This is a genomic window from Phycicoccus sp. M110.8 (genome assembly GCF_032464895.1).
Taxonomy (GTDB): Bacteria; Actinomycetota; Actinomycetes; order Actinomycetales; family Dermatophilaceae; genus Pedococcus.
In genome coordinates, this window is record NZ_JAWDIC010000001.1 from 1,214,445 (window position 1) to 1,240,416 (window position 25,972).

General features: G+C 68.3%; 29 protein-coding genes, 1 tRNA gene and 1 pseudogene. 14 read left to right on the forward strand and 17 right to left on the reverse strand.

The features are described 5' to 3' along the window. Positions 1-3 precede the first annotated feature (3 nt). The 3 genes from RKE38_RS05670 to RKE38_RS05680 form a co-directional block, all read right to left on the reverse strand. Positions 4-1,317 (reverse strand): MFS transporter, encoded by a 1,314-nt coding sequence (locus RKE38_RS05670; RefSeq protein WP_316006471.1) that lies wholly within the window; start codon positions 1,315-1,317, stop codon positions 4-6. 164 nt (positions 1,318-1,481) lie between these two features. Next, complete coding sequence (locus tag RKE38_RS05675) at positions 1,482-2,015, reverse strand: hypothetical protein (RefSeq protein ID WP_316006472.1); 534 nt, start codon at positions 2,013-2,015, stop codon at positions 1,482-1,484. A 480-nt stretch (positions 2,016-2,495) separates the two neighbouring features. Beyond that, positions 2,496-3,254, reverse strand: a complete 759-nt coding sequence (locus RKE38_RS05680) for a matrixin family metalloprotease (RefSeq protein ID WP_316006473.1) — start codon at positions 3,252-3,254, stop codon at positions 2,496-2,498. A gap of 341 nt (positions 3,255-3,595) precedes the next feature. Between RKE38_RS05680 and RKE38_RS05685 the strand changes: the two genes are divergently transcribed. Together RKE38_RS05685 and RKE38_RS05690 are read left to right on the forward strand one after the other, a co-directional pair. Next, positions 3,596-4,030 carry a nuclear transport factor 2 family protein gene (locus RKE38_RS05685; protein WP_316006474.1) on the forward strand — a complete coding sequence of 145 codons (435 nt, stop codon included), beginning with the start codon at positions 3,596-3,598 and terminating at the stop codon, positions 4,028-4,030. Positions 4,031-4,179: 149 nt separating this feature from the next. Then, positions 4,180-4,252: transfer RNA gene (locus RKE38_RS05690), tRNA-Arg, on the forward strand. Between the two features lie 18 nt (positions 4,253-4,270). Here the strand turns inward: RKE38_RS05690 and RKE38_RS05695 are convergent. The 8 genes and pseudogenes from RKE38_RS05695 to RKE38_RS05730 all read right to left on the reverse strand — a co-directional run bounded on the left by RKE38_RS05695 (position 4,271) and on the right by RKE38_RS05730 (position 10,313). Beyond that, on the reverse strand, positions 4,271-5,014 hold the full coding sequence (locus tag RKE38_RS05695; protein WP_316006475.1) for a site-specific integrase: 744 nt from the start codon (positions 5,012-5,014) through the stop codon (positions 4,271-4,273). Then, complete coding sequence (locus RKE38_RS05700; RefSeq protein ID WP_316006476.1) at positions 5,011-5,214, reverse strand: helix-turn-helix domain-containing protein; 204 nt, start codon at positions 5,212-5,214, stop codon at positions 5,011-5,013. The genes RKE38_RS05695 and RKE38_RS05700 overlap by 4 nt, the downstream gene beginning before the upstream one ends. A 31-nt stretch (positions 5,215-5,245) precedes the next feature. Continuing rightward, positions 5,246-6,774: pseudogene (locus RKE38_RS05705) on the reverse strand (replication initiator). Positions 6,775-6,784: 10 nt separating this feature from the next. Continuing rightward, a complete protein-coding gene (locus RKE38_RS05710; protein WP_316006478.1) occupies positions 6,785-7,147 on the reverse strand; it encodes a WhiB family transcriptional regulator in 363 nt (120 codons plus the stop codon). Continuing rightward, positions 7,144-8,730, reverse strand: a complete 1,587-nt coding sequence (locus RKE38_RS05715) for an FtsK/SpoIIIE domain-containing protein (RefSeq protein ID WP_316006479.1) — start codon at positions 8,728-8,730, stop codon at positions 7,144-7,146. Before RKE38_RS05715 ends, RKE38_RS05710 begins: the two co-directional genes overlap by 4 nt. Positions 8,731-8,739: 9 nt before the next feature. Further along, on the reverse strand, positions 8,740-8,991 hold the full coding sequence (locus RKE38_RS05720) for a hypothetical protein (RefSeq protein ID WP_316006480.1): 252 nt from the start codon (positions 8,989-8,991) through the stop codon (positions 8,740-8,742). After that, complete coding sequence (locus RKE38_RS05725; RefSeq protein WP_316006481.1) at positions 8,988-9,455, reverse strand: plasmid replication, integration and excision activator; 468 nt, start codon at positions 9,453-9,455, stop codon at positions 8,988-8,990. Before RKE38_RS05725 ends, RKE38_RS05720 begins: the two co-directional genes overlap by 4 nt. Positions 9,456-9,536: 81 nt before the next feature. Continuing rightward, positions 9,537-10,313, reverse strand: coding sequence for a GntR family transcriptional regulator (locus RKE38_RS05730; protein WP_316006482.1), 777 nt, complete (start codon positions 10,311-10,313; stop codon positions 9,537-9,539). Positions 10,314-10,365: 52 nt separating this feature from the next. On the opposite strand from RKE38_RS05730, the gene RKE38_RS05735 reads away from it, so the two are divergent. Both RKE38_RS05735 and RKE38_RS05740 read left to right on the forward strand, forming a co-directional pair. Beyond that, entirely contained in the window at positions 10,366-10,827 is a 462-nt protein-coding gene (locus tag RKE38_RS05735; protein ID WP_316006483.1) for an NUDIX hydrolase, read from the forward strand. After that, positions 10,824-11,429 carry a hypothetical protein gene (locus RKE38_RS05740; protein ID WP_316006484.1) on the forward strand — a complete coding sequence of 202 codons (606 nt, stop codon included), beginning with the start codon at positions 10,824-10,826 and terminating at the stop codon, positions 11,427-11,429. Before RKE38_RS05735 ends, RKE38_RS05740 begins: the two co-directional genes overlap by 4 nt. 574 nt (positions 11,430-12,003) lie before the next feature. Here the strand turns inward: RKE38_RS05740 and RKE38_RS05745 are convergent. The 3 genes from RKE38_RS05745 to RKE38_RS05755 all read right to left on the reverse strand — a co-directional run bounded on the left by RKE38_RS05745 (position 12,004) and on the right by RKE38_RS05755 (position 15,485). Next, positions 12,004-12,600: a hypothetical protein gene (locus RKE38_RS05745; RefSeq protein WP_316006485.1), complete on the reverse strand. Its 597-nt coding sequence runs from the start codon at positions 12,598-12,600 to the stop codon at positions 12,004-12,006. A 26-nt stretch (positions 12,601-12,626) separates the two neighbouring features. Further along, positions 12,627-13,853 (reverse strand): DUF262 domain-containing protein, encoded by a 1,227-nt coding sequence (locus RKE38_RS05750; RefSeq protein ID WP_316006486.1) that lies wholly within the window; start codon positions 13,851-13,853, stop codon positions 12,627-12,629. A 234-nt stretch (positions 13,854-14,087) separates the two neighbouring features. Continuing rightward, positions 14,088-15,485 carry a hypothetical protein gene (locus RKE38_RS05755; RefSeq protein WP_316006487.1) on the reverse strand — a complete coding sequence of 466 codons (1,398 nt, stop codon included), beginning with the start codon at positions 15,483-15,485 and terminating at the stop codon, positions 14,088-14,090. A 309-nt stretch (positions 15,486-15,794) separates the two neighbouring features. Here RKE38_RS05755 and RKE38_RS05760 point away from each other — a divergent pair, with 309 nt between their 5' ends. Beyond that, complete coding sequence (locus RKE38_RS05760) at positions 15,795-16,325, forward strand: DUF2199 domain-containing protein (protein WP_316006488.1); 531 nt, start codon at positions 15,795-15,797, stop codon at positions 16,323-16,325. 350 nt (positions 16,326-16,675) lie between these two features. Here RKE38_RS05760 and RKE38_RS05765 read toward each other — a convergent pair whose 3' ends face one another. Next, positions 16,676-17,035 carry a hypothetical protein gene (locus RKE38_RS05765; RefSeq protein ID WP_316006489.1) on the reverse strand — a complete coding sequence of 120 codons (360 nt, stop codon included), beginning with the start codon at positions 17,033-17,035 and terminating at the stop codon, positions 16,676-16,678. A gap of 186 nt (positions 17,036-17,221) precedes the next feature. Here RKE38_RS05765 and RKE38_RS05770 point away from each other — a divergent pair, with 186 nt between their 5' ends. From RKE38_RS05770 to RKE38_RS05785, 4 genes are all read left to right on the forward strand, one after another. Continuing rightward, a complete protein-coding gene (locus RKE38_RS05770) occupies positions 17,222-17,653 on the forward strand; it encodes an SRPBCC family protein (protein WP_316006490.1) in 432 nt (143 codons plus the stop codon). A 137-nt stretch (positions 17,654-17,790) separates the two neighbouring features. Next, positions 17,791-18,603 (forward strand): SGNH/GDSL hydrolase family protein, encoded by an 813-nt coding sequence (locus RKE38_RS05775; protein WP_316006491.1) that lies wholly within the window; start codon positions 17,791-17,793, stop codon positions 18,601-18,603. Between the two features lie 174 nt (positions 18,604-18,777). After that, a complete protein-coding gene (locus RKE38_RS05780) occupies positions 18,778-19,203 on the forward strand; it encodes an SRPBCC family protein (protein ID WP_316006492.1) in 426 nt (141 codons plus the stop codon). Between the two features lie 69 nt (positions 19,204-19,272). Next, positions 19,273-19,617, forward strand: a complete 345-nt coding sequence (locus RKE38_RS05785) for a hypothetical protein (RefSeq protein WP_316006493.1) — start codon at positions 19,273-19,275, stop codon at positions 19,615-19,617. A 42-nt stretch (positions 19,618-19,659) separates the two neighbouring features. Here RKE38_RS05785 and RKE38_RS05790 read toward each other — a convergent pair whose 3' ends face one another. Beyond that, positions 19,660-21,162, reverse strand: a complete 1,503-nt coding sequence (locus RKE38_RS05790; RefSeq protein ID WP_316006494.1) for a carboxylesterase/lipase family protein — start codon at positions 21,160-21,162, stop codon at positions 19,660-19,662. Positions 21,163-21,357: 195 nt separating this feature from the next. Here RKE38_RS05790 and RKE38_RS05795 point away from each other — a divergent pair, with 195 nt between their 5' ends. From RKE38_RS05795 to RKE38_RS05805, 3 genes are all read left to right on the forward strand, one after another. After that, the gene (locus RKE38_RS05795; RefSeq protein ID WP_316006495.1) at positions 21,358-22,431 is read left to right on the forward strand and encodes a sodium:calcium antiporter; all 1,074 of its coding nucleotides are present in this window, start codon (positions 21,358-21,360) and stop codon (positions 22,429-22,431) included. Positions 22,432-22,546: 115 nt separating this feature from the next. Then, a complete protein-coding gene (locus RKE38_RS05800; RefSeq protein WP_316006496.1) occupies positions 22,547-23,242 on the forward strand; it encodes a PAS domain-containing protein in 696 nt (231 codons plus the stop codon). Between the two features lie 149 nt (positions 23,243-23,391). After that, on the forward strand, positions 23,392-23,997 hold the full coding sequence (locus RKE38_RS05805) for a hypothetical protein (protein ID WP_316006497.1): 606 nt from the start codon (positions 23,392-23,394) through the stop codon (positions 23,995-23,997). A gap of 69 nt (positions 23,998-24,066) precedes the next feature. Here RKE38_RS05805 and RKE38_RS05810 read toward each other — a convergent pair whose 3' ends face one another. Next, positions 24,067-24,261, reverse strand: a complete 195-nt coding sequence (locus RKE38_RS05810) for a hypothetical protein (protein ID WP_316006498.1) — start codon at positions 24,259-24,261, stop codon at positions 24,067-24,069. Between the two features lie 65 nt (positions 24,262-24,326). On the opposite strand from RKE38_RS05810, the gene RKE38_RS05815 reads away from it, so the two are divergent. Continuing rightward, the gene (locus RKE38_RS05815; protein WP_316006499.1) at positions 24,327-24,815 is read left to right on the forward strand and encodes a MarR family transcriptional regulator; all 489 of its coding nucleotides are present in this window, start codon (positions 24,327-24,329) and stop codon (positions 24,813-24,815) included. A 123-nt stretch (positions 24,816-24,938) separates the two neighbouring features. Further along, the gene (locus RKE38_RS05820) at positions 24,939-25,961 is read left to right on the forward strand and encodes an NADP-dependent oxidoreductase (RefSeq protein ID WP_316006500.1); all 1,023 of its coding nucleotides are present in this window, start codon (positions 24,939-24,941) and stop codon (positions 25,959-25,961) included. The last annotated feature ends 11 nt before the right edge of the window (positions 25,962-25,972 follow it).

Consider the following 25,972-nt stretch of genomic DNA (forward strand, 5'->3'; position numbering starts at 1 on the left):
AGGCTAACCAACCTCGCTGTCCACTTCGCCGGGCAACACCGGTGGCGGCGAGACCCGCTCCAGATCGGTCGGCCGCAGGAGCAGGGCGGCCACCCCGACGGCCCCGGCGAGGCACGCCGCGAGGGTGCCGAGCACGGCATACCCGAGCTGCCCGACGACGACGCCGGCGAGCGCACCCCCGCCACCGGCGGCCAGACCCATGGCGAGGTCGGAGGCGCCCTGCGCCCCGGCGCGCTCGCTCAGCGGCACCGCCCGCACCACGAGGGTCGACCCGCTGACGAGGGTGAACGACCAGCCCAGCCCCAGCAGGAACAGGCCCACCGCGAGCCCCGGCGACCAGCCGGTGGGCGCCTGCGCGGCGAGCACGCCGGCGGCGACGAGGATGGCTGCGCCCGCGAGCGCCGTCGCGCGGCCGCCCCACCGGTCGACGGCGAACCCGACCACCGGCGAGAACGCGAACATGCCGAGCACGTGGGCACTGATGACCAGCCCGATGACCTGCAGGTCGGCTCCGCCGTGGTGCATGTGGAGCGGGGTCATCACCATGACACTGACCATGACGGTGTGCCCGATCGCCATCGTGATGACGCCGAGCAGGGCACCGGGGTAGGCGCCGAGGGTGCGCAGGCCTCGCCAGACCGACCCGTGCTGGCGCTCGAGCGGCTCGGTCGCGCGGGCGGCCTCGACCTGACGGGCCAGGAGCAGGGGGTCGGGGCGCAGCCGCAGCAGGATGACCAGGGCGCCGAGCAGCAGGCCGCCGAGGGAGAAGACGTAGGGGCCGGCGAGTGAGGGGACGCCGAGGAAGCGCGCGACCGGCTCACCCGGCCCGGCGAGGTTGGGCCCGAAGACCGCGCCGACGGTCGTCGCCCACACGACGATCGACAGGTCGCGGCCGCGGCGGTGCTCGTCGGCGAGGTCGGCCGCGACGTAGCGGGCCTGGCTGTTGGCGGCGTTGGCGCCGCCGAAGAGGGTGGTGCCGAGCAACAGGAGCGGGAAGCTGCGCAGCGCCGCCGCCACGATGATCGTCACGGCGCCGAGGATCCCCAGCCCGTAGCCGGCTAGCATGCCCCAGCGGCGGCCGCGGGCGGCCATGACGTGCGCCATCGGGATCGCGACGAGGGCGCCGCCGAGCACCTGGAACGTGCCGCCCAGACCCGCGAGGTCGGCCGAGCCGCTGGTCTGCTCCGCGAGCAGCGCGCCGACGGCGGCACCGGCCGAGACGCCGACCCCGACGAGCACCTGGGTGCCGACGAGTGTGGTGACGGTGCGCCGCTGGACGGCGTGGACGTCGGCGGTCGTGGGCACGGCTTCGGGCACCGCGACAGTATGCCGCCGGGTGCCGACACCGCCGTACCGGTTTGTTCGCGGCGTCCGGCTGGCTGGTTCAGGGTCGGCGCGCCGGTCCGGGGCGGCCCGCGAGCGAAGGCCCTGGGCACAGGCCCTGCGCCCTGCCCAGGGCCTCCGCCCTCCCGGGACCCCCGTCAACCGGCGTTCGTGGCCGCGCGACCCGGGCTGACCACCCCCGTGAGGGTCAGCGGGAAGGTCGCGTCGCGGCAGCTGTCCTGCCCCGGCAGCGCCAACCGCATGACCGTCACCGGGATGCGGATGCTGGACCCGCGCGGCACCACGTAGGTGGGCGCGCCGGTCCGGTCCGAGCGGTAGGAGCTCACGACCAGGGACCGGTCGGCCCGGCAGTCCGTGCCGGTGTCACGGGGCGTGGCGGTGAGCTCGAGCACCCGGTATGCCGTGCTGCCCGGGTTCGTCACCGTCACCTCGACGGTCCGCAGCTCCCCCGGCGCGAGCGCCCGGATGCCGTCGGCAGCGGCCCAGGGCGCGTCCTGGGTCGGCTTGGGTGCGGCGACTTCCCCGGCCGCGGCGACGACCTGGAGGGTGCCCGCCCGGGTGGTCTTGGCGGCACCCGCGTGGTGCGACGACGCCACGACGGCGACCACCCCGAGCGCGACCACGCCGGCGACGGCGGCCGTGACGGTGCGGATCGCGCGGGTGGTGGACATCGGGGCGCTCCTTCGTGGCGGATGAGGAGGACCCGGTGGCGTCTCAGGGGCGAACGCCACCGGGTCGGTCTCTGGCCCGGCCCCCAGCTGGAGGACTGAGTGGGGCTCGGGCCGGGGCTCCTTCCCCCGAAGGAGCCGACACCCATGGTTGTCGCTGGAGCCACCTCGGCACATCAGCCCTCGGGGCACGGCCGACTCAGCCGTTCAGGTAAAGGCAACCCCATGTAAAGGTAAAGGGATGGTAAAGCGCGGATCGCGGTGGTAGCGACGCGAGCGGGCTGCGGCCGAGGTCGGCACGGCGTCACCACGGGGCGGCACGACGTCACGACGGGGCGGCACGACGTCACGACGGGGCACATGCACGACGCCCGCCCACCGGGTGACGGTGGACGGGCATCGGGTTCGGGGGCGTGCCGGGGTCGGCCTCGGGGGGGATCGGGTGGGGATCGGCCCGCTGGCGGCCGACCGGCCGGCTCGCGGCTAGCTGAGGTCCCTGTACGGCAGGCCCGTGGTGCTCAGGCAGCCCGCGCCACGACCGAGCCTGGCCAGGCCGGCCAGGTCACCGGTGGCGTACGCGTACGGAGACGTGGTGCGCAGCGTCGGGTACATCTGCTCGCGCGTGTCGCTGACGTGCTGCAGCCCCATGACGTGGCCGAGCTCGTGCATGAGCAGGTTGGTGCGCCGCAGCCCCGACCCGAAGCCGCCGCGCAGCTGCGCGAACGCCTGCGGGGTGTCGAGGACGACGAAGCCGCGCTGCGCGGCATACGTGTAGGTGGTCCGGCCGTTGACCCAGCGCGAGGCCCAGGCGTAGCTGAAGCCGCCCTGGCCGGCAGTGGCGCCGGTGAGGGAGTAGCGGGTCTTGGCCGGCGTGGTCCACGCGATGATGATCTCGGCGGACTGCTTGGCGGCCGAGCCCGGCTGCGGCACCTCGCTGGTGGTGCCCTTGTATGAGAACCGGATCCGGGTCGCCGTGGAGATCCGGGCGACCGCGGACTTCGTCTCGTTCAGCACGGTGGTGCGCGAGGCAGCCGGCACCGAGGCGAGGTTCACCTTCCAGGTGATGGCGGTCTGGCACGGGTTCCAGCGCAGGACCGGCTTGGTGCCGTTGGGGAGGCTGGCGTAGGCGAGCTTGTACGAGGTCGTGGCCCCGCTGGCGGCCTGCGGGGCGGCGACGGAGGCCGCGGCCACCAGCGCGACGGGCGCGAGGGCGGCGGCGAGTGCGCGGAGCGACAGGCGCATCGAGCGATCCTTCGGGGAGCTGAGCCGTGGGGGGAGGTGCGGCGCTCGCAGCGGGGGCAGGGGCAGGGCTCGCGCGACGCGGTGCCCAGTATGCGTGGGCACATGCCGCCGACCAGCACGGATGTGGACATTTCAACCGAACGGGTGATGTGCGCCCACCCGTCCTCGCGAGCTGCCCTGCCGGCAATCTGCGCGGACGCGGGTCATAGGTCACGCGCGCACGTCCGGCGGCCGTCGGATGCTGGTGACGTCACCGCAGGGGGACGCTGCGACGGGCGCTTGCCCGTGGCACGACTGGGGTGGGGACGATGACGGGGCGCAGTGGGCATGCACGACGTTGGGTGGCTCCGGTCGCGGCGGCGGTGCTGGCGGGGGCCGTCGGGGCCGCGGGCGGGTACGCCATCGGTCACCGCGAGCCGCCGCAGGGACTGGCCTCGCCCAAGGTCGAAGCCGTCGTGGACGGGGCGCTCGCAGCCCTGGGCAGGGGTGACTTCACGACGTTCGGGTCCTACTTCGCCCCCGACGCCGTCTACGAGGAGCCCGGCCCGGGCGCTGCTCCCGTCACAGGCCGTGCACGCATCGTCGAGGTGAACCGCAGCCTGTACGGCATGGGCGCCCGGTACCACCGGACCGGCGCGATCCTGCAGCGTGGCCACGTCGTGTCGTATGCCGTGAGCTGCCCAGGGTGCCCCGGCGCAGACGAGGAGATCGACATCGCGGTCCTCGACGACCAGCTGCGGTTCGTCCACTACTGGATGATCGAGGGCGGCGGCTGAAGCGACTGCCTCAGCCGACGCAGCCAGCGCTGCGGCCAGCCACACGCATGCGTACCAGCTCAGGGCTGCGGGTCGGATACGCTGCCTGCGGTAGTCCTCCACCGCGCCGGGCCTTCACAGCCCTGGCTTGGGGAGGCCGACCACACCCCGCCCTCGTAGCTCAGGGGATAGAGCACCGCTCTCCTAAAGCGGGTGTCGGCAGTTCGAATCTGCCCGAGGGCACAACTACGAAACCGCAGGTCAGAGGCTTGCACTGCCGTTGTCGCTCCCGCTCTGTTTCCCCGAAACGTCGGCTCGGGCCCCCGTGAGGCCCCCTAGTGCGCGGTTGACCCGCTCCAGAGCAGCCCTGTCGGCATCCGTCCCCATGAGGTGGCCGTAGGTGTCCAGCGTCAGCTTCGCGGTGGAGTGACCCAGCCACGCGGAGACCGTCTTGATGTCGATCCCTGCCGCGATCCACAAGCTTGCCGCGGTGTGGCGGAGGTCGTGGGGGCGACGTCCCCGTGATGTCTCGTTCCAGTGGACCGCACGTCGCCAGTTCTGGGCTCGGAGGTAGCCGCCCTCAGGAGCCGGGAACAGCAGATCATCAGGCTCACGGCCCTCGACCCAGCTCGCGACCACTGGCTGCATGGGCGCGGAAAGCGGCACCAGCCGTGACCGGCCACTCTTCGTCGTGGCCCGTTCGATCGGTGCGCTGGTACGACCCGATTGGGGTATCGAACGCTTCTCCACCAGCGCCGGATAAGGCACGTCGACCACGTCCCGAACGCGCAAGCCGCGGAGTTCCCCGAGCCTCACGCCGGTCAGCGCCAGGACGGTGATCCGGCCCGCTGCTGGCGCCACGAACTCACCGGACTGCAGCAGCCGTTTCTGCTCCATCTCCCAACGAACGGCATCGCCGCGCCGCTCGAAGGTTCGGTCTGCCACGATCACACCGCGGAACTTGACCTTGACTCGCCATTTCCCGTTGGGGCGCTTGAGGATCACGTCGACTCCTTGTTCGCCTCAAGCCAGTCGAGCAGGTCCTTCGGCATCCAGAAGCAACGCTTGCCGATCCTCACAGCGGGTGCGAACCGACCGTGCAGCCGCAGGTGGTTCAGCGTCCCGACGCTGATGTGGCACCACTCGGCCGCCTCCGTGGGAGTATGCAGGACCGGTGCCTGCACCCCCTCCACTTCCACGCTCATGACCGTTCCCCTCTCTTGGAATCTGTTGTGCTCACTTCGAAGTTCCTGTCTTGCGCTTCGCCTTGTACTGCGCGTGCTCACGAGCCCTGGCCGCGGCCGCCTTGGCGAGGGCGACGTCTCCGGGGGTGTCCCAGCCGATTCCGGCGAAGGACCAGCTGCCGACGATGAGCGTGGCTTCGGCGTCGTCGTCGGCGAGGAGCTGGGCTTCCATGGAGGCGAGGTCGATCGGGTCGCCACGGCGTTGAGCATCGGCGAGGAGGACCTGCGCGCGGCGGCGGGCGCGGCGGAGCTGGCCGAGGGTAACGGAGTAGCGCCGGGACTTGGAGGCGAAGTGGCCGCGGAACCCGAGGTCGTGGACCCATTTCCCTAGCAAGCCGTAGGGCCAGTCGCGCAGTTCGACGGGGCGTCCGGCGTGGTTCCACTGGTCCTCGACGGCGCGGGCGAACTCGTCGACGACGGTCTTGATGCGGCGCAGGTGGGCGTTGCCGTGGTCGGTGGTGTCGGTGGCGGACTTGGTCGAGTACTTGGCGAGGTAGCCGGCGACCTGCTCGGGTGCGAGGTGCTGGCCGGGGTCGTCGGTGCGGTGGCCGGTGCGGACGTGGCGGGCGTCGACCTGGGCTCCGAACGCCAGGACCCGTTCGACGTCTCCGTCGGACACGGGTGCGGCGGTGAACCGGACGGACGCTGCAGCGTCGCGGATGAGGTCGGCCAACTGGTCGGCGTCGACGTCGACGGGTGCGGGCCCGAAGGCCCCGTCGACCTTGGGGCCGTCGAGGCGGATGAGGGCGTGGAAGTGGATGAGCCCCCGCGCTGGTACTCCCCGACCTTGGCGTACTGCAGCGACGCCCGGGTACTGAGCTTGGTCTCGCGGATGCTGAGGTGCTGGGCCAGTGCGCGGCGTAGCGCGATGGTGAAGCGTCGCCATAGCTCCGGGGCCCACCACTGCCACACGACGTGGGAGGCGTAGTCGTAGCACTCCCAGCACAGGGGCTGCCCCAGCTGCGGGTCCTCGTCGTCGTGGACGGCCATGCAGGTCGTGGGGCGACCGTGGGGGCAGCGCGGGTTTTTGGCGCGTGGGCGGCAGCGGCGGTGGTTGTCGCGGGTGCCGTGGACGTGCCCGAACGAGGGCGCTGTCAGGGTGGCGAACACCAACGGGTTCTCGCTGATCGTGTCGGGGACACCTTTGCCGCCGGCTACCCCGGCGCGGATGAGATGGAACATGTCCGCGGCGTAGATCCGCGAGCAGGACAGGCATTCCGACGCGCGGCGGTTGCCGCAGCGGATCAGCGTGGCTCCGCCGGGCTCCTGGTCGGAGCAGTAGGTCGACATGACCTCACCGGTACGGGCGTCGAGCGTGGTCGAGGAGCCGGTGAGGTGGATCGGGTTGGCGCAGAACCCCACCCGGGACAACTGGTCGCTGAAGTTCTCGAAGTCCGGCGACAGCAGCCGCTTGACCACCTGCGCGGCGACGGCGGGTGAGTCCAGGTCGAGGTCGAGCGCTGCCTCGTCTCCGTACCCGGCGAACCGGTTCGGAGTGGTGGCGGCGTCGACGACGGTCATGGGTGGAGCCTCAGCCCGCGTCCTGGAGGGTGAACAGGTCGAAGGGGTGCTGGCGGGTCTTGAGCAGGTCCCGCTCCCTTGCGGTGGCGCCCTGTCGCAGGACGGCCCGGTCGACCTCGCACAGGCCACCCCAGACGCCGTACTCCTCCCCAGCCGCGAGGGCGTAGTCGCGGCACTCGGCCAGCACTGGGCACCCGTCACAGAGGGTGCGGGCTCGGTTCCTGGCGTTGAAGTAGCCGGAGCCGCTGACGAACCATGCCTGCGGGTGTGATGACGCGACGCACTTGCCCTCCTGCCCGATGCGGGCCAGCGTGTGTCGCAGGTCCGGTCGGGCGGCGAGGACAGCTTCGGTGGTCGCCTTGGTGCCGTTCATGAGGTCTCCTCCCCGTGGGTAGTCGACGTGGTCGATGCGGCTGCGCGGGCCCGTGGCTTGCGTGGCTTCCGCTGCCTCGGGGGTGCTGGGGATGCCGCTGGCGCAGCGGGCTCGGGTGGAGCTGGGGCCCGGTCGGGGTTGAACGCGTCGAGCGGGTCGACCGGCTTCGGCGGTCGCGGGGCCGACAGGGCCGGTGATGCGGTGACGGTGCGGGCTAGGTCGGCGATGTCTTCGTCGGTCAGGTACGAGGCGCGCACGCGGCGGATGGCGCGAGTGCCCTCGACCCGAACGAACGCGACCCCGGGAGTGAGTTCGCTGATGTGGTCGGCCGTGGCACCCACGTCGCGGGCTCCTTCGCCGAGGACCATATCGACCTGGATCGGGTTGTCCAGGCGCATCGCGACCCGGGTCGGGAACAGGTCGCGCCAGCCAACGACGTCCTTGCCCGGGTCCTGCACCGCCGCCAGCACCGTGATCCCCACGGCTCGCCCCTTGGTCAGCAGAAGTCCGAGGGCCCGGTCGATCCGGCGGACGGTGTCGCGTTCGGCGAACGCAGTAAGCGTGGCCAGCTCGTCGATCACCGCGAGGATGTGCGGGTCCCGCACCCACGGCTCGTGCTTGCGCACCCCTCGGGACGCGAGGGTCTTGGCACGGCGGTCCATCACCGCGACGAGGTCCTCGAGGAGGTCGCACATGGCCTCCGGGGTGGAGTCCTCGAACCGAGAGAACAGCGGCAGGCCGGGTCGGAGTTCCATGCCGCCTTTGGGGTCGATGGCCCACACCTGGACCCAGCCGTCGTTGATGGCCGGGGCCAGGCCGCGCAGGAGCGACCACAGCACGGAGCCCTTGCCTGCCCCGGTCGCGCCCGCGATGAGGACGTGGGTGCCGTGCAGGTTGAACTGCCACGGTGTTCCGTCCTCGTGACGTCCGACCGGGACCCCGGCGAGGTCCACCTGGTCTCCAGGCGGGGTCGGTAGCGGGGCGATGGTGGCTTTGAGGACATCGGTGCGGTGCAGCTCGACCCAGACCGATCCCGTGCCGGCCCGGGTCACTCGTGCCTCGCGGACCTCGAACGCCACGGCCAACGCGTCGGCCCTGCGGGTGTAGTCGTCCAGGGTGAGCCCGGTCGGGATGACGATCCGCAGCCGCACGACCCCTGCGGGCGTGACCTTCACGTCCTTCAGCGCACCGTGGACCCAGCGGGCGTCAGAGCCGGTGTTGTCGTGGACGACGAGCCCGACCCGGGAGGCGATGCCACGCCACTTGCGCGGGTACGTCGCCCGCACCCATGCCGCACGGAGCCGTGGACGGATGCGAACAGAGTATGAATCCGGCCGCGCCATCCGCCACACCCCCAGCCCGACGACGAGCACTCCGAAGAGCGTCAGCACCGCGATGTGACCGGCGTACCGGTCCAGCGCCACCACCGCTGCGGCGGCCGAGGCGACGCGGGGCCGACGGATCGCGAACCGAATCAGCCGAAACACGGAACGGACCGCGAACCCGACCAGCAGCACCACCGCTTCTAGCAGCATCGGGATCGGCTCGTCGCTGCCGAACATTGGTCCCTTGGGCGAACTCATCGCAGACTCCTACGGCGTCCGGCGTGCGTCCGCGGCAACCGCCATGACCCGCGACTCGGCCGCACCGAGTGAGGAGTACGCCCGGAACATGCCCTGGCGCACCTCGTCGTCGGGGGCGCCGGCGAACTCCCGGACGAGCTTCGCCAGCTCGGTACGGACGCCGTCGACCCGGGCCACCTCGTGGTTCAGCACGGCGGGCAGGTCCTTCACGTCGACGTCGAACGCGTCCGCCCACGCCACCGCCTCAACCGGGCGCATCACGCGGCATCCTTGTCAGAACCCGACGAGGGCGGCTTGCCCGTCGAGCCGGTCGACTGCTTTGCACCGGGGGCACGCATGCCCTCTGCACGGAAGGACCACGCCAGCTTCGCCCGGCTCCCCCGGTCATCGATCCAGCCCGTCAGGGTCAGCCCTACCAGCTCGACTGGCCGCATCGGCAGGCCGTCGACCCGCGGCGGGGGCACCGGCTGCTGCTCGGACGCGATCTTCACGACGATGTCGCCCTGACCCTTCGGCGCCTCCTCGTCCAGGTCGACCACCCGGAACTCCCAGACCCGCAGACCCGTCTCCTTGTCTCGGACCTGAACGTCCCCCGGCTCCCTGCCCTCGGCCTTCGCCCGCTGGATCAGGTCGAAGTCCTCGACAGCCGTCACCTCTCCACGAAAGAACGCCCCCGCCGGGAAGACGTCCTCGAACCGAACCGGCATCCGCTGCTTGATCGCCACTGCATTCTCCTCTACTTGCCTAGAGCAGTTATCTACCACGAGCAGTAAAGCACACTCCTCTAGATGAGCAAGGAAGCGGTCTCAATTGGCCGGGAAGCGGTACTCCAAGACGTAACTAGGCGCCGCCTTAACCGTGTCCGTCATCTCCACGGGTGTCCCCGCCGTGTCGTACGCGATACGACGCACCGTCAAAACCGGCGTTCCAGCGGGCAGCTGCAGCCGGCGACGCTCCTCGGGGGTGGGCATACGCGCCGCCACCTCCTCGGAGAACTCAGCGAGTTGATGCCCCAGCTCCTCGAGGCGCGCATAGATACCACCGGGGCCCGTGTCGCTCTCAGCGATCTTCGTCCCGCCTGCGATGACCTGTGGAACGAAGGACTCCGCCAGCTCCACGGGCCGCCCGTCCATCAGGTAGCGCCGTCGACGAGCCACGACTTTCGCTCGCACGGGCAAGGCAAGAACTTCACGGATCGCGGGGGAGGCCGGCTCCGCGCCCACCGCAAGCTGATCCACCGAAGGGACGCCGACGCCGTCCGCCTCAGCAAGAAACGCCGCTTGACCGTCTTCACGATGCCGCCGAGCAAAGCGATCAGATGCGACGCGCCGCACAACGGGCCGCTCTCTTACGAAGACGCCCCGGCCGTGCTCGGCAACCAATAGCCCCTCAGCGCGCAGGTCGGCCAGAGCCTGACGAACGGTCATGCGCGCTACACCGAAGTGCTCCATGAGCTGAGACTCAGAAGGAACCCTGTCGCCGGGCTCAAGTCGGCCGGTGGTGACCGCCGCGCGCACCTCTTCGGCGATCTGCTTGAAGGCAGGCTTGTCCGAGGTCTTGTCGACCTGGCCGAGTTCCAACATCACTCCTCCAGACGTCTGTACTGCATACACTCTGACAGATGAGGAGGAACCGATGAGCGATAGCCCACGCCACTCCGTGAGCGTTGCGGCGGCGATCTTCGACGACTCCGGAGAGAACGTCCTATTGATCAAGCGCCGCGACAATGGCCGCTGGGAGCCACCTGGAGGCGTGCTCGAACTAGAGGAGACAATCGAGGACGGCCTCCGCCGCGAGGTTCGCGAGGAAACGGGGGCGGAGATCCAAGTCGGACCACTAACCGGCGTATACAAGAACATGGCTGGTGGCATCGTCGCCCTAGTCTTCGCAGCCCGGAGCGCCACAGAGCCGCAGTCGGATACCGCAGAGGCTTTCGCCGTCCGATGGGTGCCATTGAGCGAGATTGACGGCCTGATGACGCCTGCATACTCCACGCGCATCCGCGACGCGCTTGGTTCCCACGCCGGACGACCTACAGTCAGAAGCCACGACGGACGAAACCTGCTTCCGCGCTCCACCATGGGGGACCGGACGTGACCCTTGTGGCGCCGGCTGGCCACAGTCACGGGTCATGGGTCAATGAAGTAGTTAGCGACCCAAAGCTTGCCATTTCCGCCATTGGACTCTTCGTGGCGATAACCGCTGGGTTGGTCGGCTGGCGCAGTTTGAGGACATCTAGGTCCTCTCTGAACCTCTCAAAGGCCCAGGACCTGCGCAAACAACCTGGGCTTAAGATTGAGTACCTCAAGGGAATATGTCTAATCGGGCCCGTTTATCGCGACTATCTCTTTGAACTAATTATTCGGAACCCTGCAGACACGGCGAATTCGATCAGCGACGCAGAACTCCTTTTGGACTACGAAGTCGAGGGAAAGGGTTTGATACTGAAGGTGCGTGCCGCACGCGATGGACTGCCCGAAGATTCCGAGGCAGCCGTGATGAAACTTCCGGTCGCAATTGCTGCGAACCAATCGAGTGTTGGCGCAGTCAAATTTCGCATAGCAAACGAGGTTCTTGCTGCGCGTAGCGTCGAGCGTTTGCGCGTCGAACTTACCGACACGTTTCTAAACAAACTCACAGTCTCGACGGAAATGGTTCAGGAGCGCATTGACGAGGTTCCCACGGAGGCGGCGGAATGAAGACCGAGAAGAAGAGGCTCCACGCCGATGCTGTTCTTCCCGTGGTAGCAGACGGAGCAGTTGCCCATCACAACGTAGGCGGTGGACGCCTGATTCCAGTCGTGATGGTTGATCTTGACGACCACCCGCAGGTCGCGGAGTTGCTGCGTGTACATGAGCACCTTCCCCCAGGAGATTGCGACTCTCAGTGGGCATCCATTTTAGGAAAGGACTCCACACTCGGCCTAGTACTTGAGTTCGCGCGACCAATCGAAATGAGCATGGTCGTGATCTTCGAGTTGCCGCACCACGCGGGTCTCGTCGACCAAGTCCTCCGGGCTCGAAGCATGTATCTAGGTCACGGAAAACCGGGTGACCGGATGAGTACCACACAAGGCTCTAAGCGTGTGCTTATCGAACTTCCGCCAACTGGATTCGAGGAAGAGTGGGAACGACTTTTTCCCAAGGTCGTAACCAAGCAGATGCGCGACCGCGGACTTTCACGGCGCGATGCCCGAGAGGCCGCGCAGCAACACATCAGGAAATGGCGCCAGCTGGGGTCCATCCGACTCCCGTAGTCCTGGAAGGCACGCCACTACGGGTTTAGAGGGAAGGTCTCGACTGCTACTTGGAGGGCGTCGTCAAGCTGCTCGAGCAGACCCACGATGTCCTCGACCTGCTTGACCTCGACGCTCGGCGCAAAGTGACTGCGAGCTCGCGTGATCGACACATGGACAACCGGGTCGCGTCGATCAGCCAACGACTGAACCTTATCCGCTAAACCCGAGGGGACCTGATGTTGGCGCAACCCAACTGGATTAACGAGGCGGGCGAGGTCCTTGGAGTTGAGGCCGTGACTTCCCGAAACGGATGTCAAATAGGAATCAAGTATCGAATCATATTCAGAGAAATATGACCCGACATCTGCCTCGTGGATTGGGATAACGCCAGGCGTGTTTCGACTAACGCCCCAAATCACGAGAGCTCTCCCCGTAGAGGTAGGCAACCCCTTCTTGAGCCTTTCCATTCCGTCGCGGGCCGCTTGCTTGCAACGCTCCTCGACGTATTCTTCCATTGCCGCACTTGACAATATCCGAAACGCGATTGCCTTGGCATGCTCTTCTGGCCCGCAGTCGAGGTCTTCCTTGTCGGTGATGAAGTATGACCTGTAACTACTGATTCGATCGCTCATGCCGACCCAAAGCGTCGAGGGCAACACTAACTCCTTGCGTTAGCCAGTTGCTCAACCCCGGCCCTCAACTGCAAATTGACGCCGAGAATCTCTTCAATGCGCCCGGCAAAGGTCAGGAAGCGCCCACTCACCGAGTCAATGGACTTCGTCGTTGCAGTGATGCTGGACTGAAACTCCTCATCGTTGCTACACAGATCCTCATATGCGCCGCGAATCTCTCGCGCGTGCGTTTGAATCAACTCGTCGGTCACGGCGTCGTCGCTCAGGACGACAGACATCAGGTCAAATACGGCAATATTGAAGCGCCGGTTGTAGGAGCCCTTTTCAAAACGCAAGAACGCGTCATCCCCAAAGACCATAAATGTTCTAGCGATCGCTTGTTCACAGAGCGCCCCAAGAATTTCGTAGTGTTCGGGTCCCCGCCTCTTCCAGTTATCGTCGCCACGCACGCATGCATCATCCAGAAATTGCCGGAGATTCCCTCTATAGGTGGCGATCCCCTCTTTCCATGCAACGAATCGGAGCAGCATCTCCGCATCGCGCATTCGGAAGTCCTCGCGCTTCGCCCGTCGGGCTTGATGGATCAGGACGCTTTCCGCGGACTTCTTGTTGATCCAAAAGGTGAACGGCGTTGGGAACAGGGCTTGACGCAGCTCCTGTGGCGACAGGGGCAGACTATTTTGGTTCAGACGAATGAAGACCTCATACAGCACCGCGGCTTGGCCCCAGTTGCGCACAACCACGGTCCTGATGGGCTGCGCCAAGAAGTTCTCGGCGTAGTCTCGTGCCATCAGCGACGAGGTCATGTCAGCAAACGTCATCCCCTCCAAGCCATCCGCAAACTGCAACCCGCGAAGCTTGAAGCTTGGGAAGTGCTCGTTCGGCGATGCGAACTGCTTGAGAGTGACCAGTCGCTGCTTACCGTCCAAGACTATAAACCGGCCCTTCCGCTCGGGATCCTCCGCTAGGACGATCTGCGGAATCGGCAGACCCAAGATGACGGACTCTATGTAGGAGCTCTTGCGGCTCGGCGACCACGCGTCGCGGCGCTGGAAGCTCGGGTTGACATCGAACGTGTCACCGATGCGTTCGAGAATGGACTGCACACTCCAGTCCAAGGAGTAGAGGACCAGCCCCTGAAGGTCCTCAGGCCTGAGCTTGTCATCTTCATTTGCCTCGTCGACAAGCTCGTCTGGCAGCGCTTCGTCATCCTCTGCGTCGGTGGCGTCCCGCCCGTCCGTGCTCTGAGTCATGCGCCGAGTCTAGGCAGAACCGACAAACCGGAAGCGACTGTCGTGAGAAGTTTCCTTACTGGTTCAAGGCCGCGGCTCCGCCGCGGCGCGGGACCCCGCGGTGGGACCCCGCGCTCCGAGCGCTTCGCGCCCTGCGCGCACCCCACCGCACCCCGCGACAACCAGCGGTAGCGCCCTGCGTCCCAAGCGCCACCGCTCCCAGCCTGGCGAGAGCCCGAGCCGCAACCGGCTTGATCACCGACGTCCCAGGGATACGTCGCTCCCCTCCCTCATTTCGGGCCCGGGACCCTCCTCACTCATCCGAAATCCGGGGCCGTTTCGACGCCTACCACGCCCGGACCCCCAAGAGAGAGCCGCTCGACACTGGACGAGGCCTTGGTTAGCAATGAGAGCCAGAATTAGGCACGCGCGGGCGTGATTCGTGGCAGCCACGAGAGTGTGATGCTGATTCAGGAGCAGTGCGCGCGTCCGATCGGCGCGAATGTCGAACGGGGTACCGAAGAGACTCGCGGCCTCCCAACCATCGCTCGCAACGCTCTGCATTGTCGCGAGCTCGTCGAGCGAGACCGACAAGCGAGCAAGCCAAACAAAGCACGGTTGCCACCTACCGGTGTCGAAGAACATCCCCACCAACTTGAGGCCGCTCAACGGTTCATTGCCCGATTCGACAACGTCAATACCGAGCTCCTCGTCTAAAGCACGCAGAGCCGCCGCCCTTAGTGGAGAGCCACCCGCGCGCACGTCGGCTGGGATCATTCCTTCCGCGACGATGTGGACCTTGGTCCGCCGATCACCCGGAAGCGGTCCGCCGATATACGTCGAAGCCCTCTCCAAGAGCACGATCTGGTTGTCATTGGTGACAACCACGACACCGCAACCCATCGCGGCAGGAGCAGGAAGCGACGAGACATGCTCCAGAGCCAGCGGCTCGTGGCCCCATCGCTCACGAAGTGTGTGGGTGTTTTCGAAAAGTTCGCTCACGTCCTCGTCGAGTGCGTTGGACATGCCGGCGAATCGGAAGTACGTCGTGGCACCCACACTCAATTCATAGACAGTAACGGGACGACCGTCCTCCAGATCGCGGCTCCGCACAGCGTCGAGGAGATCGAGCTTTTCGTCATCGAAGAACACTTGTCGTCGTTCTTGGGCACGCTGCTGCAAGCGGGGAAGCAGGTCTGTTTCGATGCGAAACCACTCCGGAGGATCGGCCCTGCGAGGTAGGTCATCTCCGCCAGGACTCAGCACGCGGAACCTCATGCGCCTCTCCAACTCATCGCCGGCCGCAACTACGCGTATATCTTCGATCGATAAGTGACCAAGGGACAGGCTGGGCCGCGACGTCGCGGGAGCATCCTGCAGGCGATTCAGTTCGCGGCGCTCCTGCATCTCCTTATTCGCGATAACCAAGAGCGACGCAAAAGCCGCCACGGCGGTCACACCAGAACCAAGGAGGGTCGGCCCTACATAGTCGCGCAGGAAGGACCCACTGGCGGTCCACCTCCACAGCAAACCGGAGACGACCATTAACGCAATGGCACCCATCCAGTAGAATGCCAGGCTGCGGTTTAGCCCCGTATTCCACCACCGTCTCAACCAATCGCGCAGTCCATCTTCTCCGATATCCGTCCGCATGAACAGAGGGTAAGTGTCGGAAGCACACACGTTGGAGGGGCGCGCGGTCAGTGGAAGCATCTGATTACCGCTCAAATCTAGCCACCGGCAACAGGGGTCCGCGCCCCGGTCGGCATCTGCGCGCAGCCGACCCTGCGCTTCACTCTGCGCCCGCCTTCGGGCCGCATCAAGGGCGCTGCGCGTCACTTCGTGATGGCCTGCGGCCACCCTTGACCCGACCGCTCCGGCCGGCTCTTCTGCTCCGCTATCGGGTCGGTGTCTGCGTATGGTCCCCGTGCTGGTCGTTAACGTCGCAGTACTGTCAGCCCCGTGACTGACGACGGCTCCATCTGGCAGTGCTCGATGTGTGGCGAGCATCATCACGGCCTCGCCACCGTCTTTGGGCCACCCGCACCGGAGCCTTGGGTCGAGGCCACCCGTCGTCAACGGCGCCGAGGTGAGATCAACGACGACCTGTGCGCCTTTGAAGACGACGCCGGTCACGAGCGCTACTTCCTGCGCGGCCATCTTGAGATCAAGGCGCCCGACCTTGAGGAGGGCCAGTTCATCTGGTCCGTCTGGGTGGAACTCGACGTCCACGGGTGGGAAATGACCAGTCGACATTGGGACGACCCCGACCGCGACCAGCTGCTGCCCCTTCCGGGCATCCTCGCGACCGACCTGCCCTACACGAAGGCCACTCGAGGACTGGGAGTCCGCGTCTTCACCAGGCCTCCCGGGGTCGTTCCCTTCGTCAAGCTGGACCGGTCCCAGGACCATCCCCTCGTCGACGAGCAGCGGGAGGGCATCAGCGCGCATCGCGTTGCAGAGCTGAACAACGAACTCCTCGGCAGCCGCTAACCCAGCACGACGCACGCTCAGGTACCTCGGAGGTACCCACAGGGTCCGAAACAGCCAGAACCACCCGGCATTCATCCACCGCATAGCTGTTGCCGGGCAATGGGATTCGCGAACCGGGTCACCCCTAGGCTCGCTCCTAAAGCGGGTGTCGGCAGTTCGAATCTGCCCGAGGGCACGACCACTTCTTTGGAGTGAGCGCTCAACCGCTCGTGCGCGCTTCCCTGGCCCGGCCAGCCCTGCCGACCCCAGCCCTGGCGCAGCCCTGACTCCCGGCGCATCAAGGGGGCACCGGGTGACACAGGACCAGCCCCGCCCGAAGGAAGGGCGAGGCTGGTCAGGATGGAGCTCCGTCAGGGCTCTTCGCCACCACCGGCCAAGAAGCCGCTGTGGCCGTTGCAGGAGTCGCCGGGCGCGAAGCCGGAGGCGTTGATCTCGGCAGGCGTGGCACCCATGGCTGTCAGCTGCTGCCGGACGTGGCCCCAGTTCTGGACCCGGCCCGGCTCGTAGTTCGGGTCGGACGGGTCGAGGAACCGCTCGGGGTTCTGTCCGGAGAAGCCGCAGATGGAGTTAGCGTGTCCGCGCATCCCGGTCTCGTTGATGTTCCCGGCGCTGCTGTTGCCTTGGGCCTCCCCCGCGCTGGCTGCGGAGGTGCCGAGGAGGATGAGAGTCCCGGCGAGGGCCGGGACGGCGAGTGCGGATCTGATTCTCATGGAGAATGACCGTAGGCGCCAGGTTGACGGTGCGCCTCCATCATCTTTGCTATCTCGCCTGAAGCAGAACACCCCTTCGCCCTAGAACATTTGCGTGGACGGCCCAACATTCGGCTATGGCCCTACCCCCTCCCGCGGATGCACCATTCCCTCATCACGGCGTACTGCCGTGATGAGGAGCGGACCATGGCCAGAGCCAGCCACACCGTCGTCATCAACCGGCCGATCGAGGACGTGTTCGCGTTCTTCACGACCCACTCCAACGACAAGTCGTGGCGCTCCCACGTCAAGGAGATTTCCGACATCGGACCACCCGGACTTGGGGCGCACATCCACCAGGTGGTCAAGGGCCCCGGTGGCCGCGGCATACCCGCGGACGTGGAGGTGACTGACTACGAACCACCGACGAGGTATGCCTTCGTGGCGGTCGCCGGACCCGTGCGGCCGGCCGGTGAGTTCCGGTTCCGCTCCCTCGAGGGCGGCACAGAGGTGACGCTCACGTTGCGCGCCGAGCTCGGCGGCCTGAAGCGCCTGGTCATGTCACGCTCGGTCCAGAAGGCCATGGACAGCGAAGTGGCCGGGCTCGAGAAGGCGAAGCGGCAGCTGGAAGCCCCATGACGGCCTCCCACCGCCCAGTTCAACGGGCCGCACAGGTCGGGCCAGACAGTGCTGCAGAGAAGGAGTTGCTGCGGCTCCTCCGCGGGTCCATGGTGAGGCCAGAGAGTCCGGACAGTGTCCGCGAAAGGTGGCCCGCCATGCGCCGTGTAGTGATCTCCCTCCTCGCCGCCATCGCCCTCGTCGTCGGCGTGGGCCCGACCGCGAATGCAGCCGCTCCTCCGGTGCCACACAGCATGGCGGCCATCGGCGACTCGATCAGCCAGGCGGTCGACGTCTGCTGCTGGTACGGGAACCACCCGGCGAACGCTTGGAGCACGGGCTACTCGAGCTACGACGGCGTCACCAGCCACTACGAGCGCCTCCGGGCGTTGAACGGCGCCATCAGCGGCTACGAGTACAACGACTCGGTGTCGGGCGCCCGCATGAGCGACGCCCCGCGCCAGGCGACGTCGGCCGTCTCCCAGGGCGCGCAGTACGTCACGATCCTCATGGGGGCCAACGACGTCTGCACGTCCTCCCCGTCGACGATGACGCCGGTGGACACCTTCCGTCAGGAGTACGAGCAGGCGCTGGGCATCCTCAACTCCGGCCTGCCTGCGAGGGCCCACATCTTCGTGGCGAGCATCCCCGACATCTACCACCTGCGGCAGATCTACTACACGGACAGCACCGCCGAGCTGGTCTGGGCTGCTGCGGGCATATGCCAGTCGATGCTCTCCCCGTTCCTGACGGAGTCGCAGCGCCTCGCGGTGCGACAGCGCAACATCGACTTCAACACCGTGCTCGCCCAGGAGTGTGCGAAGTACACGCGCTGCAAGTTCGACGGCAACGCGGTCTTCTCCTACCAGTTCAGCCGAAGCCAGGTGAGCAAGCTCGACTACTTCCACCCGAGCCTGTCCGGACAGTCCGCGCTCGCCAGCATCACCTGGGCGACGAGCTGGTGGGGCTGAGCCAAGGGGGAAGCCAGCCGCACGGTCGTCATCGACCGGCTGATCGCGGACGTGGACGCTCCGCCGACGAGTAATGCCCGACGACCGGGTCACAGGACCAACGGCCCTCTGAGGCTCAGGGCACCGGCGCCACCGTGGGACGAGGTAGTGGGAGCCAGCCCCGAGGAGCCAGTCATGGCCGAAGCCAGTCGCACCGTCGTCATCAACCGCCCGATCGACGAGGTGTTCGCCTTCTTCACCACTCCGTCGAACGACCCGTCGTGGCGAACTCAGGTCAAGGAGATCTCCGGGGAGCCTCGCACGGGCGCGCGCATCCACCAGGTCGTCAAGGGACCGGGCGGCACGGACTTCCCTGCCGACATGGAGGTGACGGCCTTCGAGCCACCGACCAGGTACGCGTTCCGCGTCGTGGCTGGGCCGGTCAGACCAGAGGGCGAGTTCCTCCTGACGTCCGTGGACGGAGGCACCGACGTCACCTTCCACCTGAAGGCCGAGATCAAGGGCCTCAAGGCCCTCGCCCTGGCGCGGCCGGCGCAGAGCGCGATGGACAGCGAGGTCGCTGGCCTCGAGACGGCCAAGCGCAAGCTCGAAGGCACCTGACCAGTTCCGCCCACCGTCGCTGGACTGCCGTGCCACCCTGTCCGTGATCGAGTCACGTGGGGGGGACGCATGACAGGGCAGGGCACGACGGACCGGACGGACGAACCCACGCACCGGGGCCATGTCGTCGCCCTGGTCGTGACGTCCCTCGTCCTGGGCGCCTTCGACTTCCTGCTCCTCAGCGTCGCGGTCGCCTTCGGCCCGAGCGGGTTCGGCGGCGACCGGACCATGTCCGACGGCGAGATCCGGGCGGCGCACCTGACCCAGGCAGCCGCGATCGCGGGCTGCCTGCTCGGCGCGGCCATCCTCGTCCTGTCACTGGTCACCCAGGCGTCACCACGACGCAACCGGGCCTTGTTGTGGATGCTCGCCGGCCAGGTGGCCGCGACGGTCGCCGTGTACGTCCTGTCGTGACGGCTCAGCCGCCGTCGCACACCTCAACCACCGGCGGACACCTCAGCCACCGGCGGACACCTCGGGGGCCGGCCCCAGGGCGGCGAGCTCGTCGCCCCGCGGGTCGAGCTGCAACGAGGACGGAGTGTCGAAGACCTGGACCGGTCGCTGCGCCGGGTCCCACTGCGACCACCCCGGGTCGCCGGTCTTGGCGAACGCCACCCAGGCGGCGTGCATCTCGTCGGCCAGCTGCTGCGGGGCTTCGGGCCCCGTCAGCGTCCCACCACCCGAGAGCGTGTCGAAGACGAAGGGCAGCTCCAGCGCGTGACAGGCCCCGAGGCCCGGAACGCCTGACTCCCAGTCGAACTCGTACACGTGGGTCCGCCCACCAGCCGCCGTGTGGGCGTCGGCGAGACGCACCGTCTCCCGCCGGAACGACGCATCCGTGAGGATCGACGCGAGCAGGTCACCGCCGGTCGCACCCGGACGCGACGCGGCATACACCTGCGCGACGGAGGGGTCGATGCCATAGCGGCCCAGCACCATCGGCAACGCGGCGTCGCTCACCATCGCCGCGATGCCGGTCGGCATCAGGAAGAAGCGGAACTCGTCGCGCGTCGTGCCGGTGAGCAGCTCGACGCCGCTCCCCGCGCCGGCGGCGATGCGCTGCAACGGAACCTCCGGAACGACGTCCCCGTCGACCGTCGGGAAGAAGCTCATGATGCCCAGGCCGTTCCGGATGACCGAGGCACCCCACCGCTCCGGGTCCGGCGCCTGGGCGAGCGCCAGCCCCACGGCGTTCTGCGCCTCGAGCAGCGCCTCCGGGTCGGTCGCGCCGAGCGCCTCGGCGCTCGCAGGCACCCCCACGTGGGCGGCGACCGCCTCCGTGACGCGGCGCGCGTCGGACTCGTCGGCCACCGCCGTGGCCATGCCGCTCTGCACGACCGCCCGCCGGAAGAGACCCTCGGCGGCCGGCGACGCCAGCAGGTTCGCCACGCTCATGCCACCGGCCGACTCGCCGAACACCGTGACGTTGCCCGGGTCGCCGCCGAAGGCCGCGACGTTCTCCTGCACCCACGCGAGCGCCAGCAGCTGGTCGCGCAGCCCGCGGTTCGACGGCGCTCCCTCGACCGCCGCGAAGCCCGGCACCCCGAGCCGGTAGTTCACCGAGACGAGCACCACTCCGTCGCGCGCGAACGCGGTGCCGTCGTAGATGGAGAGCGCGTTCCCGCCCCGGGTGAACGCCCCGCCGTGGATCCACACCATCACCGGCAGCCCGGAGGCGCTGGGGTCGGGCGTCCAGACGTTGACGTGCAGGTGGTCGTCGCCGGGCAGGATCGTCGTGCCGAGGATCGCCGCGATCGGCGGCGGGTACGGCGACTGGGTCGCCGTCGCCGCCAGCGTCGTCGCCTCGCGCACGCCCTCCCACGCCTCGACCGGCCGAGGCGCCTCGAACCGCGCGGGACCCACGGGCGCCGCGGCATACGGGATCCCGAGGAACGCGCTCACGCCGTCGCTCGTGCGCCCCCGCACGCGTCCGGTGGTCAGGGAGACGACAGGGTCCACGGTTCCTCCAGAGTCGTTGCCTCGCGAGCGCCGGGCACCGCCCGGCACCCCAGCAGCCTCGTCCACCACGGGCTGCGGTGCACGTCCGGCACGCCGACATCGTTGCGCCCCCCAACTTGCACGCCGGCAGCGGCCCCGGTAGCCAGAAAGGGACACATCCCCCAGCACCACGACAACCCGGACGGAGTCGCCCCCTTGTCCTCCTGGTCCCTGCCCGTCCTGCTGCTCGTCTTCGCCGCCGCGGCCGCCGCCATCTGGGTGGCCGGCATCCAGCTCTCGAACCAGACCGACGTCCTGTCGACGCGGCTGCACCTCGGCACCGCGCTCGGCGGCCTCATCCTGCTCGCCGTCGCGACGAACCTGCCCGAGATCGCCATCGTCGGGAGCGCCTCGCTGGCCGGCAACGTCGGCGTCGCGGTCGGGAACATCCTGGGCGGCATAGCGATCCAGACCGTGGTGCTCGTCGTGCTCGACGTCTTCGGCATCCGCGGCAGACGCCCCCTGACTTACCAGGCGGCCTCGCTCGTCCTCGTGCTCGAGGCCGCTCTGGTCGTCGCCGTCCTTGCCGTCGTGGTCGCCGGCTCGCAGCTGCCGTCGAGCCTCGAACGCTTCCGGCTGGCGCCCGCCTCGGTGCTCATCACGATCCTGTGGGTCGCGGGACTCGTTCTGCTGCAACGGGCTTCGCACTCCCTCCCGTGGACCGACTCCGGCGAGGCGCCCGACAACCAGGAGAAGCCGAAGGGCCACTCCCAGCAGAAGGCCGAGCAGGACGCCTCCACGCGCGGCACCAGCACCGCGAAGTCCGCCACCGTCTTCGGCGTCGCAGCGCTCGTCACCCTCGTCTCCGGCGTCGTCCTCGAGCGCAGCGGCGACGCCATCGCCGGCCACATCGGGCTGTCCGGCGTGCTCTTCGGCGCGACGGTCCTCGCCGCGGCCACGTCGCTCCCCGAGGTCTCGACCGGCCTCACCTCCGTCAAGAACGAGGACTACCAGCTTGCCGTCAGCGACATCTTCGGCGGCAACGCCTTCCTGCCGGTCCTGTTCCTGCTGGCGACCCTGCTGTCGGGCAAAGCCGTTCTGCCACAGGCACAGTCGACCGACGTCTACCTCACCGCCCTGGGGATGCTGCTCACCCTCGTGTATGCCGTGGGCCTGGTCTTCCGGCCGCAGCGCCGGATCGCGCGCATGGGCGTCGACTCGCTGGCCGTCCTCGTCCTCTACGTCCTGGGGGTCGCCGGTCTCTTCGCCGTGGCGAGCAGCAGCGGCTGACACCTGCAGGCTCCACGGAGCGGGGGGACGTTGGTCCCATCCCGCCGCCCCGGCACCACCCCTAGGGTCCGGCTGTGTTGCGGTCGGCCGAGGAGGCGAAATGCTGTCTGCCCAGGTGAGGTCGTCAATCGTCGAGTCCGACTGGTTCGAGACGAGCTGGGCGCCGTGGGTCCTGCTCGACACCGACCTCGTCATCCGAGCCGTCAACGGCGCCCTGGAGCGCGAGCTCGGCCTGGCGCGGGACCAGGTCACCGGTCGACCGGTGTTCGACGTCTTCCCCGAGAACCCGGCGGACCCCATCGGGGCCCAGGAGCGCCTGGCCGCCTCCCTCGAGCAGGTGTTGCGGACCGGGCGACGCCTCTGGAGGGGCGTGCAGCGGTACGACCTGCCGGACCCCGCCTCGCCGGACGCCTTCGTCCACCGGATCTGGATGCCGGTCCTCGTGCCCGTTCGCGAGGACGGGCGCACCGTGGGCGTCCTCATCAACAGCCAGGACGTCACGGTCCCCCTGTCGACCGCTGACCGTGCGGCATTCGAGGCGTTCCGTCCCGGCGAGCTCGAGGCCGCCGCCGAGCTGCTGCTCAGCCAGTTCCCGGGTGCCGCGCCATCGCTGGTGCTCAGCACGCTCGCGCACTCCCAGCGCAGGGTCCTCGAGGCGACAGGGACCCCCGACTCCCGCTCGGCCACGGACCTTGCCCGCCTGCGCCTCGAGGCGCGCACCCGCCAACCTGCCCTGAGCGTCCATGACACCGAGGGCACTGAAGACGCTGAGGACGCCGCGCGCGCAGAAGACTCTGACGCCGGGGAATGACCCGAGCATCGACCCGGGCGCCGCTGTGTGATCTGGACCTCATGGGACGAAAGTCCTTCTGCCCCAACGGCTCCCGCCGAGATGGTTGAAGTGCCAACAAGGCACACAGCACAGGGCCACCAGCCCTGAGACAGCGGGAGTTGATTTGAATGCGACGCAAGACCCTTGACGCACTACTCACCACCGGTGGCTTCGTCGTCACCGCCGTCCTGCTGGTCGCCGGCGGACTGCTGATGTGGGCCAGCAACTTCGTGCACGACAACGTGCACAGCCAGCTGGCCGAGCAGCGGATCACGATGCCGTCCGGCAAGGCCATCGAGGACCCGGCCATCAAGCCCTACCTGCAGCAGTACGCGGGCCAGCAGATGACCACCGGGGACCAGGCCAAGGCCTACGCCGACCACTACATCCTGGTTCACATGAACAAGGCCGGTCAGGGCCGGACCTACGAAGAGGTCAGCGGCGAGTACATCGCCCTCTCGGCCAACCCGAACGCCGACAAGGCCAAGGTCGCCGAGCTCGGCCAGCTGCGCCAGACGCTCTTCATGGGCAACACCCTGCGGGGCCTGCTCCTCAACGCCTACGCCTTCGGCACCATGGGCACCATCGCCTTCTGGGGCGCGATCGCCAGCTTCGTGGGCGCGGCCTTCCTGTTCCTCCTCAGCCTCCTCGGCCTCAGGCACGAACGCCACGTGCCGGCCGAGCAGGAGGTCCGCATCGGTCGCGGCGCAGCAGCCGCTCCCGCTGTCGGCTGACTCCAGCCGCACCCCGCGGACCGCGTCAAGGCCTCCGACCCCCGGGTCGGGGGCCTTGGCACGTCCCCGTCAGCCCTTGGCGAGGCGGGCCGCGCGGGCGGCCTCGACCTTGCGCCGTCGCTCCCGGCGCAGCCGCTCGTGCGGGTCGCTCGGCCCCTGCAGCTCGGCCGGCCCGTACAGGTGCCACCCCAGGTACCGGATGCGCCACAGGATCCGGTAGCCGATGGACAGGCCCTCGTTGTCGGCCTTGTGCGCCATGGTCATCCAATCGTTAGTGCCCTAATGATTCGTGCACTACGGTAACCGACCGCCGCCCCTAGACTGAAACCGTGACCCGCGCCCGCTCCTCGGCCCGCACCTCCGTGCAGCCCAGCGACGACCTGCTCGCCCTCGACCGGCAGGTCTGCTTCGCCCTCGCCGTCGCCTCGCGCAACGTCATCGCGCTCTACCGCCCGCTCCTCGAGCCGATGGGTCTGACCCACCCCCAATACCTCGTCATGCTCGCCCTCTGGGAGGAGTCCCCCCTCAAGGTCGGGGACCTCGCCCGCCGGCTCAGCCTCGAGCCGGCCACGCTGTCGCCCCTGCTCAAGCGGCTCGAGGCCGGCGGCATGGTGACCCGCGAGCGGGACCCCCGCGACGAGCGCGCCCTGGCCGTCACGCTGACCGAGAAGGGCGCCGCGGCCCGCCAGCAGGCACTCGGTGTTCCGCCCGCCATCCTGGAGCGCCTCGGCATGGACGTCTCCGAGCTTGAGACCCTGCGCGACGGCCTCACCCGCCTCATCGCCGCCGCCCGGCCGCCGGAGCAACCGACCACCTGAGGAGACCGACGGCCTGAGCCCCCGGGTGAGAAGGGTCACGGCATACCCAAGGGCTTCCGCGTCGTTGTCTCCTGACGGCAACGACGCCGCCCCTGTCCCCTCACCACACCCAGGAGGTCGTCCATGACCGACGCCACCACGCCCGCCACCGCACCCCGCGAGTGGCGGCTCGCCTCGCGCCCCACCGGCTGGCCCACACCGGAGAACTTCGAGCTCGCCGAGTCAGACGTCCCCGAGCTCGCCGACGGCCAGATCCGCGTGCGCAACGAGGTGCTGTCGGTCGACCCCTACATGCGCGGGCGGATGAGCGCCGCCAAGTCGTACGCAGCGCCGTACGAGGTTGGTGCCGCCATGACCGGTGGCGCGGTCGGCGTCGTCGAGGAGTCGCGTGCGGAGGGGGTCGCCGTCGGTGACCACGTCCTGCACGGCCTCGGCTGGCGCGAGGTCGCGGTCCTGGACGCCAAGGACGCCCGCGTCGTCGACACCAGCGCTGCCCCCGCCTCCTCCTACCTCGGCGTCCTCGGCATGACCGGGCTCACGGCATACGCAGGCCTCAAGCGCATCGCCGAGCTCAAGGAGGGCGACGTCGTGTTCGTGTCCGGCGCGGCAGGCGCCGTCGGCGGCGCCGTCGGCCAGATCGCCAAGGCGCTCGGCGCCAGCAAGGTCATCGGCAGCGCCGGCTCCGCCGAGAAGGTGCGCCACCTCACCGAGGACCTCGGCTTCGACGCGGCGTTCTCCTACCGCGACCGCAAGGTCTCCGAGGCCCTGCGCGAGCTCGCCCCCGACGGCATCGACGTCTACTTCGACAACGTCGGCGGCGACCACCTCGAGGCCGCGATCGGCTCGCTGCGCCTCGGCGGCCGCATCGCCGTCTGCGGGATGATCTCGGCGTACAACAACACCGAGCCCGCCCCCGGTCCGCGCAACCTCGTGCGCCTCATCCAGACCCGCGGCCGGATCGAGGGCTTCCTGGTGGGCGACCACTACGACCTCGCGGGCGAGTATGCCGAGCAGGCCGCCGCGTGGCTGGCCGACGGTTCGCTGTCGCTGCGGGAGACCGCGGTCGACGGGTTCGAGAACACGGTCGACGCGTTCCTCGGCGTCCTGCGCGGTGACAACACCGGGAAGATGGTCGTCCGCGTCTGACGTCGCCCGGT